This window comes from Polycladomyces subterraneus, from assembly GCF_030433435.1.
In the GTDB taxonomy this organism is placed as follows: domain Bacteria; phylum Bacillota; class Bacilli; order Thermoactinomycetales; family JIR-001; genus Polycladomyces; species Polycladomyces subterraneus.
The window spans coordinates 1-19793 of sequence record NZ_JANRHH010000024.1 but is presented as its reverse complement, the minus strand read 5'-3'; the positions used below and the strand labels follow the sequence as shown (position 1 = coordinate 19793).

14 protein-coding genes and 1 pseudogene are annotated in these 19793 nt (G+C 51.8%); 10 read left to right on the top strand and 5 right to left on the bottom strand.

Annotated features, from left to right (window positions below; translation table 11 throughout):
* Nucleotides 1-309 precede the first annotated feature (309 nt).
* The 6 genes from NWF35_RS05340 to sigK all read left to right on the top strand — a co-directional run bounded on the left by NWF35_RS05340 (nucleotide 310) and on the right by sigK (nucleotide 8095).
* Nucleotides 310-1884, top strand: a complete 1575-nt coding sequence (locus NWF35_RS05340; protein ID WP_301238055.1) for a PhoX family protein — start codon at nucleotides 310-312, stop codon at nucleotides 1882-1884.
* Between the two features lie 7 nt (nucleotides 1885-1891).
* A complete protein-coding gene (tatA, locus tag NWF35_RS05335) occupies nucleotides 1892-2110 on the top strand; it encodes a twin-arginine translocase TatA/TatE family subunit (protein ID WP_301238054.1) in 219 nt (72 codons plus the stop codon).
* 129 nt (nucleotides 2111-2239) lie between these two features.
* Nucleotides 2240-4045: a peptidoglycan D,D-transpeptidase FtsI family protein gene (locus NWF35_RS05330; protein WP_301238053.1), complete on the top strand. Its 1806-nt coding sequence runs from the start codon at nucleotides 2240-2242 to the stop codon at nucleotides 4043-4045.
* A gap of 105 nt (nucleotides 4046-4150) precedes the next feature.
* The gene (locus tag NWF35_RS05325) at nucleotides 4151-5041 is read left to right on the top strand and encodes an AEC family transporter (protein ID WP_301238052.1); all 891 of its coding nucleotides are present in this window, start codon (nucleotides 4151-4153) and stop codon (nucleotides 5039-5041) included.
* 512 nt (nucleotides 5042-5553) lie between these two features.
* Entirely contained in the window at nucleotides 5554-7218 is a 1665-nt protein-coding gene (locus tag NWF35_RS05320) for a serine hydrolase domain-containing protein (protein WP_301238051.1), read from the top strand.
* A gap of 172 nt (nucleotides 7219-7390) precedes the next feature.
* Complete coding sequence (sigK, locus tag NWF35_RS05315) at nucleotides 7391-8095, top strand: RNA polymerase sporulation sigma factor SigK (RefSeq protein ID WP_301238050.1); 705 nt, start codon at nucleotides 7391-7393, stop codon at nucleotides 8093-8095.
* 324 nt (nucleotides 8096-8419) lie between these two features.
* Here the strand turns inward: sigK and NWF35_RS05310 are convergent, their stop codons facing one another.
* Both NWF35_RS05310 and NWF35_RS05305 read right to left on the bottom strand, forming a co-directional pair.
* Entirely contained in the window at nucleotides 8420-8698 is a 279-nt protein-coding gene (locus NWF35_RS05310) for a DMT family transporter (RefSeq protein WP_301238081.1), read from the bottom strand.
* Entirely contained in the window at nucleotides 8668-9270 is a 603-nt protein-coding gene (locus NWF35_RS05305; RefSeq protein ID WP_301238049.1) for a TetR/AcrR family transcriptional regulator, read from the bottom strand. Before NWF35_RS05305 ends, NWF35_RS05310 begins: the two co-directional genes overlap by 31 nt.
* Before the next feature lie 281 nt (nucleotides 9271-9551).
* On the opposite strand from NWF35_RS05305, the gene NWF35_RS05300 reads away from it, so the two are divergent.
* The 3 genes from NWF35_RS05300 to NWF35_RS05290 all read left to right on the top strand — a co-directional run bounded on the left by NWF35_RS05300 (nucleotide 9552) and on the right by NWF35_RS05290 (nucleotide 13603).
* Complete coding sequence (locus NWF35_RS05300) at nucleotides 9552-11114, top strand: amidase domain-containing protein (RefSeq protein ID WP_301238048.1); 1563 nt, start codon at nucleotides 9552-9554, stop codon at nucleotides 11112-11114.
* Nucleotides 11115-11490: 376 nt separating this feature from the next.
* Nucleotides 11491-12048 (top strand): RNA polymerase sigma factor, encoded by a 558-nt coding sequence (locus NWF35_RS05295; RefSeq protein WP_301238047.1) that lies wholly within the window; start codon nucleotides 11491-11493, stop codon nucleotides 12046-12048.
* Nucleotides 12032-13603, top strand: coding sequence for a DUF4179 domain-containing protein (locus NWF35_RS05290; protein WP_301238046.1), 1572 nt, complete (start codon nucleotides 12032-12034; stop codon nucleotides 13601-13603). Before NWF35_RS05295 ends, NWF35_RS05290 begins: the two co-directional genes overlap by 17 nt.
* A 401-nt stretch (nucleotides 13604-14004) precedes the next feature.
* On the opposite strand, the gene NWF35_RS05285 is transcribed toward NWF35_RS05290, so the two are convergent.
* Nucleotides 14005-14958, bottom strand: coding sequence for a threonine ammonia-lyase (locus tag NWF35_RS05285; RefSeq protein ID WP_301238045.1), 954 nt, complete (start codon nucleotides 14956-14958; stop codon nucleotides 14005-14007).
* Between the two features lie 191 nt (nucleotides 14959-15149).
* Here NWF35_RS05285 and NWF35_RS05280 point away from each other — a divergent pair.
* Nucleotides 15150-16499: pseudogene (locus NWF35_RS05280) on the top strand (IS1182 family transposase); the annotation flags it as partial.
* A 152-nt stretch (nucleotides 16500-16651) separates the two neighbouring features.
* Here NWF35_RS05280 and NWF35_RS05275 read toward each other — a convergent pair.
* Both NWF35_RS05275 and NWF35_RS05270 read right to left on the bottom strand, forming a co-directional pair.
* A complete protein-coding gene (locus NWF35_RS05275; RefSeq protein ID WP_301238044.1) occupies nucleotides 16652-17758 on the bottom strand; it encodes a M24 family metallopeptidase in 1107 nt (368 codons plus the stop codon).
* 527 nt (nucleotides 17759-18285) lie between these two features.
* Nucleotides 18286-19464: an alkaline phosphatase D family protein gene (locus tag NWF35_RS05270; protein ID WP_363321561.1), complete on the bottom strand. Its 1179-nt coding sequence runs from the start codon at nucleotides 19462-19464 to the stop codon at nucleotides 18286-18288.
* Between the last annotated feature and the right edge of the window lie 329 nt (nucleotides 19465-19793).

The window sequence follows — 19793 nt, the reverse complement described above, 5'->3', positions numbered from 1 at the left end:
CTGGTGGATACTGTCTAATTGGCTCGCTCCACCTGGCCCAGCAAGGTAGCAGGTCATGGCCGCTCCGACCCGGAGCGCAGAACGCGAGCAAAGTACGCTTCACTTAGAGGGAGTTGCCCGCGATTTCATTCCTGCGCTTTCCGGGTCTTCGCTCGGCCGGGCTTGGTCAGTTGCTTACCTGGGAAGCATTTGCTCTCTCACGGATTTACCAGATACGCCCTAAATGGGAATTTCAACTGACCTTGAAGAAACATTAACAATCATCTAGTAGATTGGAAGGGGGAATCAAAGAGAGGGAGGGGTATGGGAATGTCTGATTTGACGAGACGGCAGTTTATGACATACCTCGGCGTGGGTACGGCGGCATTGATCGGTACCGCCACCGGTGTGACCCGTATTGCGAAAGCGGCGGGCGTGGAGGTGCCGACTGCTCCGTCCAAAGGTGGCGGGCGAATTCCGTTCCGGCCGATCGAACCGTCCGACAAGGACGATTTGGTGTTGCCCAAAGGGTTTGAATATGATGTGATTGCCGCTTGGGGTGACGACATCGGTAACGGGGAGAAATTCGGCTTCAACTGCGACTTGACCGTTTATTTTCCAATCGCGCAATCCTCGAGCCACGGTCTGTTGTGGGTGAACCACGAATATACAGGAAACGGGAAAATCTTCTTGTATCCGCCTGATACGCCCGATCAGGAGAAATTCCGTATCGAGCAATACAATTTGGGCGGCAGCATCATCGAGATCAAAAAAGAGGACGGCCAATGGCGATTGGTCAAAAACTCCCGCTACGCCCGCCGGGTGACCGCCAATACGATGATCGACCTGACTGGTCCCGCCCGCGGTGATGCAGCGGTCGGCGGCGTGGTGGAAGTGGAAGGCACATTCGCCAATTGCAGCGGCGGGCGAACCCTGTGGAACACGGTGTTGTCCTGCGAGGAAAACTTCCAGGAAGACGCGAAGCGCTGGGGAAGAAATGAAACACACTACGGCTGGGTCGTTGAAGTGGATGTGTTCGACCCGAAATCCAAGCCGAAAAAGCATACCGCACTGGGGCGCTTTTCCCATGAAAATGTGGCGATGACGCTGTCCAAAGACGGTCGTCTGGTCGTGTACATGGGAGACGACGCGAAAGATGAGCATTTCTACAAATTTGTCAGCGAGGGTCGTTTTGATCCGGCCAAAGGAAAAGAAAACTCCCGCCTGTTGGAGCGGGGAACGCTGTATGTGGCCAACCTGGAAAAAGGGAAATGGATGCCGCTCGACTTGGAGAAATCCCCTGCATTGAAATCACAATTCCGCACACAGGGAGAAGTGCTGGTCCGTGCGCGTGAAGCGGCCAAATTGTTGGGAGCTACGCCGCTGGACCGTCCGGAAGATGTGGAAGTTCATCCGATCGATAAGTCGGTTTACGTCGCATTGACTAACAATGATCGGCACGGCAACTACTACGGGCAAATCCTGCGTTTTGTCGAAGAAGATCCGGCATCGGAACACTTCACTTTTGAGGTCTTTGCAGTGGGTGGTCCGCAATCCGGCTTCTCCTGTCCGGACAACTTGCTCTTCGACTCCAAGGGCAATTTGTGGGTGTGCTGCGATATCGCGTCGGACAAGCTCAATAAAGAGGGCGTGTACCAAACTTTCAAAAACAACGGCGCCTTTTTCATCCCCACCAGTGGTCCGCACAAAGGGGAAGCGTTCCAGTTCGCGTCCGGCCCTGTGCAGTGCGAAATGACCGGCCCGTGGTGGACGCCGGACGAAAAGACATTGTTTGTAGCGGTTCAACATCCGGGAGAAGAGACGACCGATCCCGCCAACCCGACCAGCCGCTGGCCTCGAGGCGATATCCCCCGTCCGGCTGTTGTAGCCATCAGGGGGTTCTGACGAATCGATGATCGGCAATATTGGTTTGCCTGAGCTCTTGTTGATCCTGTTGCTGGTATTGTTGCTGTTCGGCTCCAAGCGGTTGCCGGAAATCGGTCGATCGATCGGCTTAACACTGAAGGAGTTGAAGCGGACAGCCAGCAGGGTGCTGGACGATGAAGAACAGTCAAGAAAAAACGGCCGCACGGGAATCGAAAGTAAAAAGCGCAACCAAATCATGAGTTAGTGACGAAGCCCCCGACATTTGTCGGGGGTAATTTGTTGAGTCGGGATTTCTCCCGATCACCTGTTCCCCGTATACCAGCCTTCGACGATGTCGATGCTGGTAGTGAAATCGGGGAACGGGGTGGCGTATTTGAAGACCAATACAGGGTTTACCGGACGGGGATGGGCGGCAGGGCTGGTATTTTTTCTGGCTTTTGCTGTTGTGGCGGCTCGCTTGTCCCACATTCAACTGATGACATCCAAACAGGCGGCTCTGATCGCCCGGGCACAGGAACAGCAAAGCAGGGAATATGTGGTGGACAGTGGACGGGGCATGATCTTGGACCGTCATGGCGATCCTATCGTCGGAGAACGGGGCAAGCGATTGATCGCCTTTCCGATGGACTGGCGACAGGTGCGGCTTCATGCAGCCAAACTGAAACGTGTTGCTGAGATAGCGGGGTATTCATACGACGCATTGATCCAAAAATTGATAGCACTGAAAAAACCGCAATCCCTGCCCACATCGGAGGGGGATGATTGGATCGTGACACCGGATCAGGCGCGGGAGATTGAGGCACTACACATTCCTGGTATCCATGTGATGGAGACGGATAACCGGTCGGCCCCGTACGGGTTGGCACGGCAGTTGATCGGCAGGGTGGAGCGGGATCCGTTTTTGCTGCGCGAACGCTATGGTGAGGAATTGGCAAGTGGTACGTATCAACCGCTTTCGCGCATCGGGGTGTCCGGTCTGGAAGCCTCCTTTGAGCCGTTTTTACGCAGTCAGTCCGAAAATGTGATCACCTATGCCGTGGACGGCAGAGGCCGGCCGTTGAACGGACTTCGCCTGAAGCAGCTGCCGGGCAGGGAGGGCACGGACGCGGTTTCCTATCAGGTGGTTACTACATTGGATCGACGGATGCAGCATGCGGTGGAAAAGATCCTCCATGATGAAGGAGTGGCCGATGGGGCGGTGGTGTTGCAGGAGATTTCCACCGGCGATGTGCTGGCGATGGCCAGTCGCCCGTTGCCGGACGGCGGCTCGTTTCAGGCGCGACCCTGGGACAACCGGGCCGTGATGGAAACCGTACCCGGGTCTATCTTCAAGACGGTTGTGGCGGTGGCTGCGTTGGATACGGGGATCGTCAAACCTGATACGGTGTTTGTCTGCCGAGGAGAATTGGGACGATACGGATTACGCGATGCCAAACCGGGAGGCCATGGGAAGCTGACTTTCACCCAGGCGTTTGCCCATTCCTGCAACATCGTGTTTGCCCAGTTGGCGGAACGGTTGGGGGGAGAGACCATTGAAAAATATGCCCGAAAGCTGGGATTGGCACAAAAAGTGAGCTGGAATGGGTCGTTGTTTCACGAATCCGATTTCCGACAACTGCTGGAAGAGCAGACGGGATTGATTTTCTCCAGTAAGGCAGCCCGACGGGATCGCGGAGCAGTTGCACAAACCGGAATCGGTCAACGGGATGTACGACTGACGCCGTTGCAGGCGGCCAATCTGGTTACGTCCCTGTTTCATGACGGTCAATCATTGACCCCCCGTCTGGTATTACGGGTGCAAAGTCCCGACGGCCAAGCAGTTGCGGTATTTCGGCCGCAGGCCTATAAGGAAAACTTTCGGATCAAACCGAAGACGTTGGTACAGGTACGGCGCATGATGCGTGCGGCTGTAATGGAAGGAACGGCTGTTGCAGTCCAAGCCGCCAAATGGGAACTGGCGGGGAAAACGGGTACGGCCCAAGTGGGGACGAAAAAGGATCGCTACAACAAATGGATGATCGGATATGGTCCCTACAATCGACCGCGATATGCAGTGTCCGTGGTGCTTCGGGGCGTTCCCGACAGCCAGGACCCACGTGCCCTGCGCATTTTTCAACGTGTAATGGACGAAGTGGCGTTGATCGAAGCTGAAGAACGTGACGACGGGAAACGAAAATAGAGAAGGTATGGACGCATCGGCAAGTTCCCCGGTGCGTCGATTTTTCTGATGGTGTTTCTTTGATAAGATAGAAACATCCGATTTTTTCGCAGGAGTGGGAGAGGCATGTTTGTTCAAGTAATTCTTCCGGTTTTTCTGATCTTTGCCTTGGGTTATGTGGGTCAGAAGCGTTTGCGGCTGGATGTGCGATCCCTGTCTACGGCTTCGCTGTATCTGATGTCGCCGTTGTTGGTTTTTCGAACCTTGTATGCGGCGGACATTGATCGACAGTACATTTATGTCACCGTCTACTCGCTGGCACTCTGCCTGATCTTGATCGGCTGCGTGAAAATCACGTCCCGGATCAGGGGGTATACAAGATCGGAAGAAAGCGGATTGATTTTGGCCACTGCGTTTATGAACAACGGCAACTTGGGCGTTCCCGTCATTTTGTTTGCGTTTGGTCAGGCCGGCTTGCATTACGCCATTGTGATCATGGTGGTGCAAACGATCTTGATGAGCACGCTCGGCGTCTATTATGCGGCAAAAGGGAGCGCGGTGGGGGGACAGGCGATTTCGTCCGTGGTTAAAATGCCGATCATCCATGCCGCTTTGCTGGGGCTTTCGTGGAATGCCTGGGGTTGGGAAGTACCCCGCAGTCTGTTGCAGGTGATCGACTTCGTAGCGGACGCGGCCATTCCCACGATCATGTTGGCCTTGGGTATGCAATTGGCCGAAATTCCGCTCAACCGTCTCGACTGGGAGAAAGTCGGTTTCTCACTTTTGTCGCGTTTGATCCTCTCTCCTGTCATCGCTTGGTTCATCGCCACTTGGTTGCCAGTGGATCCGCTGCTCAAGCAGGTGATGGTGGTGGCTGCGGCTATGCCTTCAGCCGCTAATACGACGATGTATTCGTTGCAATTCGGCAGTGAACCCAAACTGGTTTCGGGCATCACCCTGTTGAGCACCGTGATCAGTGCGGTCAGTTTGACAGTGGTGCTCGGGATGCTGCGCTGATGGTGAGGAATGGGTGTGTGGAGGAAATACTGTGAAAGTTGCTCCCTCATCTGCTGTGGATCATAAGGGGATGTACCTTCCCGGCTCGTTCCACCTGTGCCCTGCAAGGAAGCAGATTATGGTCGTTCCAACCCGGAGCGCAGGACGCGGGCAAAGTACGCTTCGCTTAGAGGAAATTGCCCGCGATTTCATTCCTACGCTTTCCGGGTATTCGCTCGGCCGGACTTAGGTCTTCGCTCATCCGGAAAAGCATTTGCTCTTTCACGGATTTGCCTGACACGCTCTAGCGAAAAGGTTGCTTACCGGGAGGGTTACCCTTCTCACAGCTAGACGTATCACTACCCACCTGTTTGATCAACCGGAAACGGCTGCCACTCACATCATAGGCGATGAACAACTCTCTCTTTCGGGGAGATTGTTGATTCAAATTGAGTAACAGATTTGCATGTTATTTTATCTATTTTCTGATAATATAGAGATAACTCGACCCATAGAGAGGGGCCTTTGACAAAATGTTGCACAGATGGTGGAAACGAGCATGTTCCATCTTGGTGGGATTGAGCCTGCTGCTCCCGCTTCCTGCACAGGCGCATCAACCGGACAGGGTAAACACGCCGTTTACATGGGAACATCCCGCTCCGTTTGCCCCCGTCCTGCATCCCGCAACACCGGAATCTGTCGGGATGAGGAAAACGTCGCTCGACGACGTGGATGCTTTCATTCAACAATCCATCGCCGATCGCGTCATGCCCGGAGCGGTGGTGTTGGTGGCCAGAAGCGGTGGTGTGGTCAAGCATACCGCATACGGTGATGCCGCCCGGTACCTTGATGATAAGGGAACGGTGATGGAACATCCTCTGCCGATGCGTCCGAACACGATCTTCGATCTTGCTTCCATCAGCAAAATCTTTACGGTAGTAGCGGCCATGAAATTATATGAACAGGGGAAATTCCACTTGGATGACCCGGTGGCCCGCTACTTGCCGGAATTTGCGCAAAACGGCAAGGAGAAGGTGACGATTCGTCAGCTGATGACGCACACGTCCGGTTTTCGTCCTGGGCCGCTCACACCTCTGTACAAGGTGCCCGGAAGCAGGGAAGACCGATTGCGATATGTGCTGACGCATCCGTTGGATCATGAACCAGGAACCACCTACGTGTACTCCGATTTAAACCTGATCACGTTGGGCGCGTTGGTGGAGCGATTGTCCGGTGAGCGGCTGGATCAGTTTGTCAGGGAACAGATCACCGCGCCATTGGGGATGAAGGACACGATGTACAATCCTCCGGCCGAGCTGAAGGATCGGATCGCCGCCACCGAGTATCAGCCGTGGACAGGTCGGGGATTGGTGTGGGGGCAGGTTCACGATGAAAACGCCTGGGCATTGGGAGGAGTGGCCGGTCATGCCGGTGTTTTCTCCACGGCACGCGATTTGGCGGTGTTGGGCCAGATGATCCTGAACAAAGGTGCCTATGGTGGCAAACGCATTCTCCGCCCGGAAACGGTGAAACTGATGGAGGACAATCAAAACGAGGCGTTTCCGGGTCAGGATCACGGTCTGGGATGGGAGCTGAACCAACATTGGTATATGGATGCATTGGCCTCTCCCCGTACGATGGGGCACACCGGCTATACCGGCACCTCATTGGTTGTCGACCGAGCTAACGGTGTGATCGCCATTTTGTTAACCAATCGTGTCCATCCTACCCGTCAAACGGTCTCCACCAACCCGGTTCGCCGGCAATTCGCCCGATTCGTGGCCGATGCGATCCCTGTCAACCTGCCCGGAAAAGAGGAAGCATGGTTTTCCGGATACGGTGACAATCTCGACCGTCTGCTGACATCCGGCAAGTTGGATCCGTCAGAGCAGCCTCATACGCTCTCATTCTCGACGTGGTATCGCATCCAACCGGACCTTGATAAGGGAGTGGTGGAAGTGTCAGCGGACGGTACCAACTGGACCGCCATCGATTCGCCGATAAGCGGAAGTGGGGAGTGGCGTCGTATCACATTGACGTTGCCCGCTCAGACACGTTATGTCCGTTTCCGTTATCATACGGACACCTATGGCAACGGCCGCGGTTGGTATGTGCAAAACCCGGTGGTGACGGATGAAAACGGGAAAGTAATCCCGCTGGAGTGGTCATCCGATGAGTGGAAATTGCGCGGTTATTGACAACCTCGTCCATAACTGAGGGACTCAATTGACCCAAATCTGTAAAGCTTCCCGGAAATCTCCGGGAAGCTTTTCTTTCTGGTTGATTTCCCCCGTACAGGCACGCGCCTAATCATCCGTACATATAGCTAAGAATACCTGCGAAGGGAATGTGGACGGAGGTGTGGATCGCGTGCCAGAAATATTGGCGGCTTTGGCAATGATGCTGAGGGAAGCAGTTCTGTTTGTCTCGTACATCAAAAACAATGCATTTCCCCAACCTCTCTCGGAAGAGGAGGAAGAAAAGCATCTCAGGCTCATGGCCCAAGGGGATAAGAAAGCACGCAACACCTTGATCGAACACAATTTGCGGTTGGTTGCCCACATCGTTAAAAAGTTCGAAAATACGGGAGAGGATTCGGAAGACCTGATTTCCATCGGTACGATCGGTCTCATCAAGGCCATTGAGTCCTACCAAACTGACAAGGGCACCAAATTGGCCACCTATGCAGCACGATGCATTGAGAATGAGATTCTGATGCATCTGCGGTCGCTCAAAAAGGCCAGGAAAGATGTCTCCCTGCACGACCCGATCGGAACCGACAAAGAGGGGAATGAAATCACCCTCATTGATGTATTGGGTACCGAACGGGATGAAGTGATGGATTTGGTACAGATGAAGATCGAGAAGAAGAAAATTTACGGTCATCTGCATATCTTGGATGAACGGGAGCAAGAAGTGATTAAAAGCAGGTTCGGGTTGAGCGGGGAGGATGAGAAAACGCAACGGGAGATCGCGAAAGAGCTGGGGATCTCACGCTCGTATGTGTCACGGATTGAGAAGCGGGCACTCATCAAGCTGTTTCACGAGTTTTACCGGGTAAAGAGTGGTCAGTAGCTGCGATTGTTGTGTTGATTTTCCCAAACAGGTAGCATAGAGCAATAGGAACATACAGGACTGCCCCACCGTGGGCCTGCGGCCGTAAGTAAAGTTGCCCCTTTACTTACGGCCTGTATTTTGACAACAGCGGATCACGTCGCTACACCTGACGGGATCGGCATCGGTTGGCATGGTCCAAGAAGAGACGGAGAAGAGCCGCGATGACTTGTATCCAGCCTTACAAGACCTTACCCCTTTACCGCTTACTCAGCACGGGTGCAGTGATCAGTCTCGAACAATATAAATCCTCGGTTGGAAAACGGTAAAATCTGCTGAACTGCTTCAATGAGCCGATGTCAGTTTGAGTCCCACAATTCCGCTGACGATCAACATCAAAAATACCAATCGGAGCGCGGTTTTGGGCTCTCCAAAAAACAACATACCCACCAATACCGTACCTGCCGCCCCGATCCCCGTCCATATGGCATACGCTGTGCCGACAGGCAACGTTTTCAATGAGGTGGATAACAACAAAAAACTGCCGATCATGCTCCCGATGGTCACAGCAGACGGGATCGTTTTTTGATACTTTAGTCCGATGGCCCACACCACTTCCAATATGCCTGCCGCCAGTAGATCCGCCAAATGCCGTCAATGCGTCGGCGGAGCATTTCCGGTCCGTAGTAGAACAGCTGAATCAGTACGCCATCCAACAAACAAAGGAATGAGGCGATCAGGTCATCAAGATTGGTCTCGCGAATGACGCCCGTTTGGATTCCTTCTTTGAAGCAATCCCGCAGGACGTCTGTCAACCAGGTTTCGGCTTCTAAAAACCGATCCCGGATCTTCTCATGTAAAGCGGGAGGAGAGAACAGCATGGCACGTTGGTAAAACGCAAACGCGTCACCATGTTCGGATGCGTAGGTCAGGCCGTTCGTCAACAGCTGGTACAATCGCTCTTCCACCGTTTTGTCTCGCAAAGAAGCGAACAACTTCTGTGTATTGGCAAAATGTGCCTTCATGATCTCTTCAAAGACGGACAGAAACAAGGCCTCTTTGCTTTCAAAAAAAGCGTAGATGGAAGGCTTTCGAATGCCCACCTCCCGAGCGATCATCGAAAGGGAGGCGCCTTCGTAGCCATGTTCGGCAAAAAGGCGAATCGCGACTTGTTGAATACGCTGTTTGGTGGACAATATACGTCACCTACCTAACGTTCGGTAGGTACAATTTTATTCCGCTTAAGATAAAAAGTAAAGGGGGTATGACTGGGTGTTTCGTAATCGATATACCCGTGGACAGATTCTAGAATAAAAGAAGATAATTGTAAACCTTTCACTGGGGAATTCCACTTGAATCTTCCACCACAGATTCTCCATTTTTTGTCCTTCTTTCAATCTATTGAACTGGTCAGATGGAGCAGATATGATAGAATCGTAGCCATCATTTCATATTTTCAAGAGAAGGGGATGGACGGTTGAAGAGAAAGGTTTTGTTCCTGATGGGGTTGGTGGTCGTTGTCGGCTTGGGAACGGCTTATGCCTTTTCCGACACATTGTTTGGTGGACCGTCCAAATCGGTCAAAAAGACGGAGTCGGTACCGATGACGGCTGTGACGAATGAACCAGAGGATCAAGGGAAAAACTTGGATGAGGAGTTGTCCGCGGTTAAGGAGAATACCGACGGGCAGCAGGCAAAAGGGAAAAAGCTCTCTTATTATGCCAACTATTCGGTCAACAAGGAAGAGATCAAACGCGAACACCAGGAAGCGATTCGAATCTCAGAAGATCGCCTCAAAAAGAATAAGTTGGACATCAAGCCAGACCTGGATGATCCGAAATACCGCGATTTCATCAAGGGGATGGCGACGGATCTCGCTTCGTACAGCAAAGAAGAGCGAGAAAAGATCATTCAGTACGCCCGAGACGTGGACCGCTATGAAGACCAAGAGAAGAACAAGCGGATCAACGAGTTGGAAAAGAAGCTGACTGCCGGTGAAAAATTGACGGGAGCCGAACTGGCGGAACTGAGGGATCTTTTGCCGAACAAAAAAGGGAATTTACCCATGACCCTGGAGCGCTCGCCGAAATCCGGCAAAGAATCAGTGAAAGGGTCTCCGGATACGGTCAAAGGGTCCGAACCGAAGTCCCAACCGAAACAAAGCCCTGATCAACAAGAGGGAGAAGGTGTCTCCACCCAACCAGCTCCGGCGGATAGAAGCGGTCAGGAAACCAATCCGGGACAAACTGCAACTCCGGAACAACCTGCAACCGATGACCAGCAAAATGCGACCGGAGGCAATCAGGGGGAAACTACAGCACCGAATCAAAACAATGGTGAAACCAACCAAAGTGAACCCAACCAAGGAACCGCCGATCGGGAACAACGCGCTCCGGATCAATCAGGCACCGCACCGACCGGGGAAGCACCGGGTTCCACCGCGCCCAATGAGCAAGGGCACAGCAACGACGGCGGAACAGTGCAACCCCAACCGGGAGACGATCAAAACGAGGGTACTGCACCTTCGTCCCGCCTGATCCCTTACGACCGTCAAGCGGCACGTGATTACGCGTACCAATGGTGGAACAAACGGAACAATGAGCAATATGGCTATTACAGCCGGGTCAGCGGCGGATGCTACAGCTGTTGGTACGATTGCACCGATTTTGCTTCGCAGGTGATGAAAGCGGGGGGATTAGTGGAATGGAAAAACACGAACTACTGGTATTACAGCGATAAGAAACCGTCCTATTCTTGGGGTGTGGCCAACAGCTTGTACAAGCACCTGAAATTCCGCGCAAAACCAGTGCGGTCGATGTTTGACCTGAAAATCGGCGATGTGGTGCAGGCCGATCTGGACGGCGACGGCGACATCGACCATTCAGCTGTGGTGACGAAAGTAACACCGACCGAGGTGTACATCACTCAGCACACCACGGATAAAAAGGACAACCCGTTGAGCCTGTGGATCTTGTACGGGTTCAAAGTGTACGGTTGGGATATTCAATCGGCCAACTACGCGGCACCGACCGGTAACTAAATCCGATCAAAAAGCAAGGTTGAAAAAAATCGCCCCCGCTAATAAGCGGGGGCTCAGTTTGAAGATAAACTCCCTTGTTTCATTTACCTGGGAGTTCTATAGATTTTTCTCATTAGAGAGACAAAATCGCGATTTTTTTGCTATGAGCCACCTGACTTCCAAAGCCAGGTGGCCAGTTTTTATCGGTCTTGATCGATTTATTTATCAAATTATTCATAACATTTATCAACTAGTTCTTCTACCATACAACCGGATCAATACTCGGGCGGCCTTGTGTCGTTTTTTGTGAGATAAAAAAATGTGTCCCGTGAAATTTCTGCTCCTGTATTCCGTATATAGGAGTGAAACCGGATCTGAAGGGGGGCAGACCCAGAACGTGGATGACGTACAAATCGTGGAGCGGGTGCTGGACGGAGACCGGGACGCGTTCAGCCACCTCGTCCGGAAATACATGAATGCTGTGTATGCCATGCTGCTCAGAATGGTTCATCACGAAGAGGAGGCCCGGGACCTCGCGCAGGAATGCTTCATCCGGGCATACCGGAAACTACACCAGTTCGACCCGGCGCGCAGCTTTGTCACCTGGCTGTTTCAGATCGCCCGAAATGCCTGCGTGGATGAATGGCGCCAAAAGAAAGGAAACATGGCCACGTTACTGGAAACGGACGTACCCGAAAAGAAAACGCCGGAACAGATCGTAGTGGAAAATGAGGAGCGAGAAGAGATGGCCGAATGGATTCGGGCGCTCCCTCCGCATTACCAGGCAGTGCTCTTGCTTCGGTATCGGCACGATTTCAGTTACCAGGAAATCGCAGAAATCCTGGAGATCTCCCCGCGCGATGTGGCCAACCGGCTTCACCGGGCGAGAAAGAAGCTTCGGGAGATGAGGGACCGGAATCAAAGGAGGGAGATCAGGGATGAATTGCTTTGCTGATGAGGTGTTGTGGGAGTTCCTCGAAAGGGGTTCTTCGGATAAGGATGAGGTTCTAAAGCATATCCAGCACTGCCGCAATTGCCAGAAACGTCTGGAAGAACTGAAGGCTGAACAGGCCGAACTCCGGCAAGCAGCCAGTCAGGTGCAACTACTGGATGAGTCGTTTGTCGGGGAAGTGATGAAACGGATCGCGGAACTGGACGAAAAGGAGAGTGTGAAAGTGAACCGTAAGTCGGCAGGAAGATTCCGCAGGTGGAAATGGTTCGGCACCGTCGCGGCTGGGCTGGCCGTAGCCGTCTTCATCGGAGCCCTGGTTTCGCCCACCTTTGCGTCGTATCTCCCGTTGTTCCGCCAGTTTGTCCAGGTTCAGGAGCAGGATATGAACAAGCTGTACCGCAAGGAAGACATCAAGGTGACGGACAAGGGGCTCACCGTTCATGTGAAGCAGATTGTGGCCGACTCCACCCAGCTGATGGTCTTCTACCAGATCGAAGACAGTCGGGGGAAGGTGCTCCCAATCTATCATCACTGGATTCGTTACCCTTACCTAGTGCTGGATGACGGAAGCGGCCAGCCACAGGTGGGGGGATTTCGTCCGGGTGGATATCCGGGTAAGGATGTGGACAAGGCCACCTGGGCCGTGCTAGTGTTCGACCTGAACAAGGTGAAACACAAGGACCGGCTCGTCCTCAAGCTTGACACGAAACAGGTTGGAAGCGTCAAGGGCTCTTGGAAGCTGAACGTACCCATCGATCTCAGCAAGCTGAAAGGCACTGTCCGTGAAGTAGTGATTGGAAAAACCTTGGAAGCGCAGGGTGTCCGGGTGACGCTGAAGAAGATCAAGTACACGCCGCTCGGCACTTTCCTGGAACTGGACCGGCAGATTTCCCCGCAGCTGAGGAACCAGTACGAACAAACTTACGGCCCGAAGTTCGCCCGTTTCGCCCTGGGGGACGTCGACTACGGGTTCCGCATTTTGGATGAGACCGGCAAGGTGCTGGTGGAGAAAGAAGCAGGGATTGAAGGAAGATTCCATATGATGGATAAGTATGGGGCGCATATTTATGAAAAGCTCGATAACTACTTGTTCCAGCCGTTCCCTCACAACAAGCGCCTCACCTTTGAGCTGACGGCGATCGCCCGAGTGGAGCCTGCACCGCTCACCCTGACGTTTGACCCGCGCAAGCTGCCGGCCAAAGTGGAAGATGGGCAAGGAAACAGCCTGACTGTCACATTCGCGGCGATCAAGCCGAAGTCGTTTTATATCCAGAATGCTCCCCAGAAAAAAGTGTTCGCGTTTTATGTCAAGGGGTACTTGAAGGAGAACTATTTTCCCTCCTACCAAATGACTATGGCTGTAATGGATGAAAACGGGAAAAGATACTGGCCTTTAGGAGGCGTAGGCATGAAGAAGAGAGGAACGGGCGAGGAGATGACAGGGACGTTTATCGTCGATGAAATTTCACAGCTGCCACAAAAGATCACCCTGCAGCCGTTTTGGGTGAAGAAATATGAAGGCTTGTCCGTCAAGGCGGAGCTGCCTGTCAACCCGTAAGTGGTAGTGGGCTGGACGTTCAACAACCTCCCCACCCTCACCAAACCACGCGTTTCCGAAGACAGCGGGAGCGCGTGTTTCTGATTTGCCCGAAAAAGATGATGGAGAAGTGATTATCACCACAAGCCATCTTAAAGCCTGTAGAGCTGTTTCTGACGGAAACTTTTTCTACAGACAGAGCCCCCGCTAAAATGCGGGGGCTGAGAGTGATGACAAACCCCCAGCTCTTCTTTCCAAAGAAAAAGCGGGGGGATTGTGAAGACAAAGACGCTGGGCGCCGATTTTGGCATAAGACGCCTATGTTTTGATGGATACATGAGGAAAAGCGGAAAAGTTTCATCCCCATAATGTTTTTGATATTTTTTTACAGTTTGATCATCCTCTCTCTACTCCTAGATAGGTTACTTAATTAGGTTTTGTAGTCTATTCCAAGAAATGTTACGCCCAGTAACAGTGACTGCTATTTTGCGTTTGCTAAGTTCTTCCGAATATCGATGTAGGGCGGCTATACCTGCTGCCCCTGAGGGTTCAACAATATACCGATGTTCGTTTATCATGATTTTCATTGCATCGATAATTTCGGCGTCTGTAACAGTTAATATACGGTCAACACATTTTTGTATGATAGGGAATGTGATCGTATCCGGATCAATGGGACCGCTTAATCCTTCCGCGATCGAGGGTTTAAGATCCACGGGTGTAACTTTTCCTTGCTCAAACCAAACAGCCAGTGTAGGACTATTGGTCGTTTGCACTCCCCAAACTTCAATCGAAGGATTAACAGCTTTGAGAACCGTTCCTATTCCTGAAGCAAGTCCTCCGCCACCTACACAGACAATGACTGTATCTACATCAGGTAAGTCCTCTAATATTTCTAATGCAATTGTTCCATTTGCCGCTATCACTGAACGATCATTATAAGCAGATAAGAAGATGTATCCCTCTTCTTCGGCATCCTTCATAGCTGCTTGTCTCGCCGATTCAATTGAATCAAAAAACTTAAGGGAAACACCGTATTGGTTCAAGGTTTTTATTTTTCCTCTATCAGTATCCTGTGGTAGATAAACATAGGCCGGTATGCCTAATTTGGACGAGGCATAAGCCAAACCGATTCCATGGTTCCCAGCTGAGGGAGCGATAACACCTCGTGTTTGTTGCGTTTGATCTAAGGTAAGGAGTTTGTTCAGTGATCCACGTGGTTTGAAACTTCCCGTAACCTGCAGGTTCTCTAGTTTAAAATAAATATCTGCATTGTAAAGCTGGCTTAACGTTTCGGTGTACTCCAGCGGAGTATGCCGTATATAGGAACTAATACGCGAACGAGCTTTCATTACTTCTTGAAGTGTAATAGACATATGTAGATCACCTTCTTAAGTGTATGTCGCCTATATAGTATAAAAACAAAAAAGTACTACAACTGTCTATATACTTAAGCTAATATAACTTGTTAAGAAGCTCAGTGAATGTATCGCAAATAGGAACGACCTTGTCCTATCTGTTTTTGTCGAATTGAAATGGAAAAAAGATCATGAAGGGAGGTTCTCCTATGTTCAGGACGAATGCATCCAGAGAGTTTCAACCGGAGACGGTCAACATAGAAGACCTCGTCCCTCAAGATCACCTGCTACGGAAAATCAGCGAAACCATCGACTTTTCGTTCATTGCGGAGAAATGCCGGCCATTGTATTGCGAGGATAATGGACGCCCCTGTATTGACCCAGCCATGCTGTTCAAGATGCTGCTCATCGGTTACCTGTACGGAATTCGCTCGGAAAGACGACTGATCGAAGAAATTCGGGTTAATATCGCATATCGTTGGTTTGTTGGGCTTTCCTTGACCGATCCTGTCCCTCATCACTCTACGTTCAGTCAAAATCGCCGTCGGCGATTTCAACAGTCCACCATTTACCAAGAAATCTTTGACGAGATCGTACTTCAGGCAATGAACCACGGGTTTATTGAAGGAAAGCAATTGTTCACGGATTCCACGTTTTTAAAGGCGAACGCCAGCAAAAGCAAGTTCAAGAAGCAGAAAGTCACCGTTACCCCCAAAGATTACGTGGAACAGTTGGAAAAAGCCATAGACGAAGATCGAATTCAACACGGCAAAAAACCGTTAAAAAAACGAATCCAGCTTGAAGGAAGAAGAGAAATCCGAGTGAGCACCACGGATCCGGACAGCGGTTATATGGTTCGAGATGGAAAACCCGAAGGGTTCTTCTACTTAGACCATCGAACCGTTGACGGAAAGTACAATTTCATCACGGATGTGTATGTAACACCTGGAAACGTTCATGATTCCGTCCCATATCTTGAACGGTTGGATCGGCAGATCTCTCGGTTCGGATTTCAGGTGGAGGAAGTCGCTTTGGATGCCGGTTATCTCACGATGCCCATTTGCCAAGGACTGAAAGAACGGGAGATTTTTGCCGTGATTGCTCACCGGAGTTTTCGGCCAAAGAAAGGTCTGCTCTTCAAATGGCAATTTAAGTACATACCAGAAAAAGATGTATACCTGTGCCCCTCCAAACATGAGCTCTCTTACAAAACCACTAACCGCTCCGGATTCCGAGAATACAAATCCGACCCGAAAGCGTGCAAGAACTGTCCGTTTCTCTCCAAATGCACTCATTCCAAAACCTTTACCAAAACGATCACTCGTCACGTTTGGGAAGGCGCGAAAGAGTGGGCGCGTCAAAACCGTTTAAGTGAGAGAGGCAAACAACTGTATAAACGACGGAGCCAGACCATTGAGCGCAGCTTCGCTGACGCCAAAGAACTTCATGGCCTTCGTTACGCACGTTACAGGGGAATTGCCAAAGTCAGAGAGCAATGCCTCCTGATTGCCGTGGCTCAAAACATCAAAAAAATGGCTTTGCTCCTCTCAAAGAGAGGAAAAGGCTTTGTATTATGGTTTTTTCAGCATATTAAATTTCCTTTATCTGTTTATTCTCCCGAAATATACACTCCCTGCCCTTTTTTCACGAAAAAAGCCGGGGGTTTGTCATCAAGCTCAGCCCCCGCTAAAATGCGGGGGCTTTTGGTCGTTTAACGGATGATCAGCAATTCTTTGGAAAATCCGGTCAGAATCTCGCATCCCTCTTCGGTAATGATCACGTCATCCTCGATCCGCACACCCCCGACGCCTTCCACGTAAATGCCTGGTTCCACGGTGAAGGCCATGCCCGGTTGCAGGAGTTGCGTATTAGTACTGATCAATGAAGGAAACTCGTGTACCTCGATGCCGAGACCATGGCCGAGCCGATGGGGAAAATGGTTGCCGTAACCCGCTTTTTCGATCACGTCCCGTGCAGCCTTGTCCAATTCTCCGATGGGAGTTCCGGGTTTGCATACGTCCAGCGCGTTTAGCTGCGCTTGCAACACCGTTTCATAGATTTCCTGCTGCTGTTCTCCGGCCAAGCGATATGCGACGGTGCGAGTGATGTCCGAACAGTAACCTTCCAGTACGACCCCTAGGTCGAACAAGACCAAATCTCCCTCCTGCAGCTGTCGGTTGCCTGATGTGCCGTGCGGCAGGCCGGACTTTTCTCCAAACAGCACCATTGTGGAGAAAGCCATGCCCTGAATCCCCTTGTATTTCAACTCCTTCTCGATCACGGCGACCACTTCCATCTCAGTGACGCCTTCTTTCAAAGCGGAGATTCCCACTTCTACACCATAATCGGCCAAGCGGGCTGCTTCCCGCATGATGCCGATCTCCTTTGAATCTTTGATCATCCGCAGCTGATGCATCTGATCTTCCGCCGAAACGAACCGGACACCCGGCAGGATGGACATCAGTGCCTCCGCACGGCGGTAGGAGAGATGATCCTTTTCCACAGCCAGAGTGCGCACCCCGTCTGGTTGGATCTTTCGGGAGATGAGCGCATCTCGGATCATTTCCCACGGATTTTGGGTATCGCTGTAGCCCAAGATCTCATAAGACCAACCGGCATTTTTGGCCTGTTTCACTTCCATTTGTGGACAGATCAACAGTGGTTCGGTATCGGGGAAGACAAACTGCCCCAACAACCGTTCATGCGGATGACAAAGAAATCCGGACAGGTAGAATACATTGGCAGTAGAGGTGAGGAACGCGGCATTGATCGATTCCTGTTTGAGCCAAGAGGAAAGTTTCTCCAAACGCACCTGCATAGACTTGCTCCTTTCTATGTAGTTACGGGTCAGTGTCTGCGGACTCAATGTCATCATCCGCCTGACGATGAAAAAAATCAAGGGAATGGGTGAAAACAGCACACCATAGATCGCGAGCGGGAAGACCGTACTTGTCTAGGGCCTGTTTGGTAAATCTGTGAGGGAGTAATGCTTTCCCTTGTGAGCCAAGACCTAAGCCCGACTGAGCGAACACCCAGAGAGCGTAAAAATGAAATCGCGGGCAACTTCCTCTAAGCGAAGCGTACTTTGCCCGTGTCCTGCGTTCCGTGTTGGAGCGGCCATGACTACAGGGTGCAGGTGAGCGAACCGGGAAGCAAATGGGGCTTTCACCAGACACGCTCTAGCCGTCTCAAATCGTATGGGATCCCGTCAACCGTGTAAAAAGTCCAATCGTGCCTGGTCACGTGGAATCTCACAATCAAAAAGCAGGGATTTACGTGCGTCGTGGGATTGGATCAAGCTTACCGCATAGGCGCGCCAAGTGGCTTTATCCCGCGTCAATTCCATCACGGCGTAACCGTGTGTGGTGCTGTCAAACCGTTTGATCCAGGGATTTTATCGGACAACTGGCGAATCGCTTTGTCCATGATGTCCTCGGACAAGGACGACACCGGGCCGTAAACGTCGGCAAGTATCTGTTTGATAGCCGAAAGCGGCAGCGGATTGGAGCCGGAGATCGATCCCCGGATCGTTTGTTGCACCATTTCATTCAAATTGGAAGAGGTGACTGACCCGACCATCAGTTCCACACCCACCGTCTGTTCATCGGATGTGTTGCCGTAATCTTCATGGATCAAGTTGGCTTCAAAGGTGTGCAAATCACCCGTTATGGCGATCCAATTGCGAATGCCCGCTTTTTTCAGTGCCTTTGTCAACTGACGGCGTTCGCCCGCGTATCCGTCCCACGCATCCAGATTGAGATACTGTCCGAACAGCTTTAAAGGGGTGAACTGAACTTTATTGGCCCAGATTTTCCACAATGCCGTGGCGGATGTCATCCGATCGAGGAACCAAGATTTTTGATCCTTCCCCAACATCGTCTGGTCCGGATCGTTCATGCGGGGACAACCGGTAGAAAGATAGCGTTCGCCCAATACCTTTTCTCCGCACGGGTGGGCGCTTCGATACAGCCGCTGGTCTGTCAACACGAATTCGGCCAGGTCTCCCCAGGTAAAGGAACGATAAATGCGGATGGAACGGTCAAATGATTGCGTTTCGTCAAAGGTGACACGTGCCGGCATGTGCTCAAACCATACGCGGTTGGCCGTCAACCGGCGCGGTGGATCGGATTCCAGACTGTCGTCGGGAGCAACGGCCGGGAAATACGTGTCGTTGGCAAATTCGTGATCATCCCAGATGGCGATCACGGCATGTCGTTCGTGCAGGCGTTGCAGGTCGGGATCGGATCTGTAGGTTTGATATAGTTTTCGGTAATCTTCCAGGGTGAATGCTTTTGATTTCCCGCTGGGCAGATGGATTTGCCGGTCGGGTAGCGGGCTTTGGTACTGGGGATCGCCGACCGACTCGTATATGTGATGACGAAATCCAGTTCCTCCTCCGCCAGCGTTCGGTATGCATGGTAGTAGCCGTTCGTGTAATCGGCGCAGGAAACGTATCCGAAACGGGCGGAACGAACAGGGCACCCGTGGCGGGGAGGGTTTGGAACCGGCCGGTGCGGCTGACATGACCGGAGCGCGTGATAAACCGGTAATAATAGGTGGTTTGTGGTTGAAGGCGTCCATCAACATCCACTTTGACGATATGGTCGTAATCTTGTTGACACTCCACACGGCTAAAGCCGTGGGATTCTTGAGTGGTTAACGCCCTCAGTCCATTTCTGTTTCGGGCAACCCTCAAGCTAGGGCTGTGTCATCAGCCCATCCCACCCGGTTAGCACGTACCCGGATGGGCGGCACACCTGTTACCAGTGTGCTAGGCTACTAACCCTGAAATGGCTTTGGCGATGTTGATCGCCCCATTCAGATCAGCGTGGATGGTGTATCCGCACTGTTTG

Excerpts from the sequence above, each read along its gene's own strand:
- NWF35_RS05320 (WP_301238051.1), top strand. The coding sequence starts at position 5,554 with ATGTTGCACAGATGGTGGAAACGAGCATGTTCCATCTTGGTGGGATTG.
- NWF35_RS05290 (WP_301238046.1), top strand. The coding sequence starts at position 12,032 with ATGAATTGCTTTGCTGATGAGGTGTTGTGGGAGTTCCTCGAAAGGGGT.
- NWF35_RS05270 (WP_363321561.1), bottom strand. The coding sequence starts at position 19,464 with ATGTCAGCCGCACCGGCCGGTTCCAAACCCTCCCCGCCACGGGTGCCC.
- NWF35_RS05340 (WP_301238055.1), top strand. The coding sequence starts at position 310 with ATGTCTGATTTGACGAGACGGCAGTTTATGACATACCTCGGCGTGGGT.
- NWF35_RS05275 (WP_301238044.1), bottom strand. The coding sequence starts at position 17,758 with ATGCAGGTGCGTTTGGAGAAACTTTCCTCTTGGCTCAAACAGGAATCG.
- NWF35_RS05325 (WP_301238052.1), top strand. The coding sequence starts at position 4,151 with ATGTTTGTTCAAGTAATTCTTCCGGTTTTTCTGATCTTTGCCTTGGGT.
- NWF35_RS05285 (WP_301238045.1), bottom strand. The coding sequence starts at position 14,958 with ATGTCTATTACACTTCAAGAAGTAATGAAAGCTCGTTCGCGTATTAGT.
- tatA (WP_301238054.1), top strand. The coding sequence starts at position 1,892 with ATGATCGGCAATATTGGTTTGCCTGAGCTCTTGTTGATCCTGTTGCTG.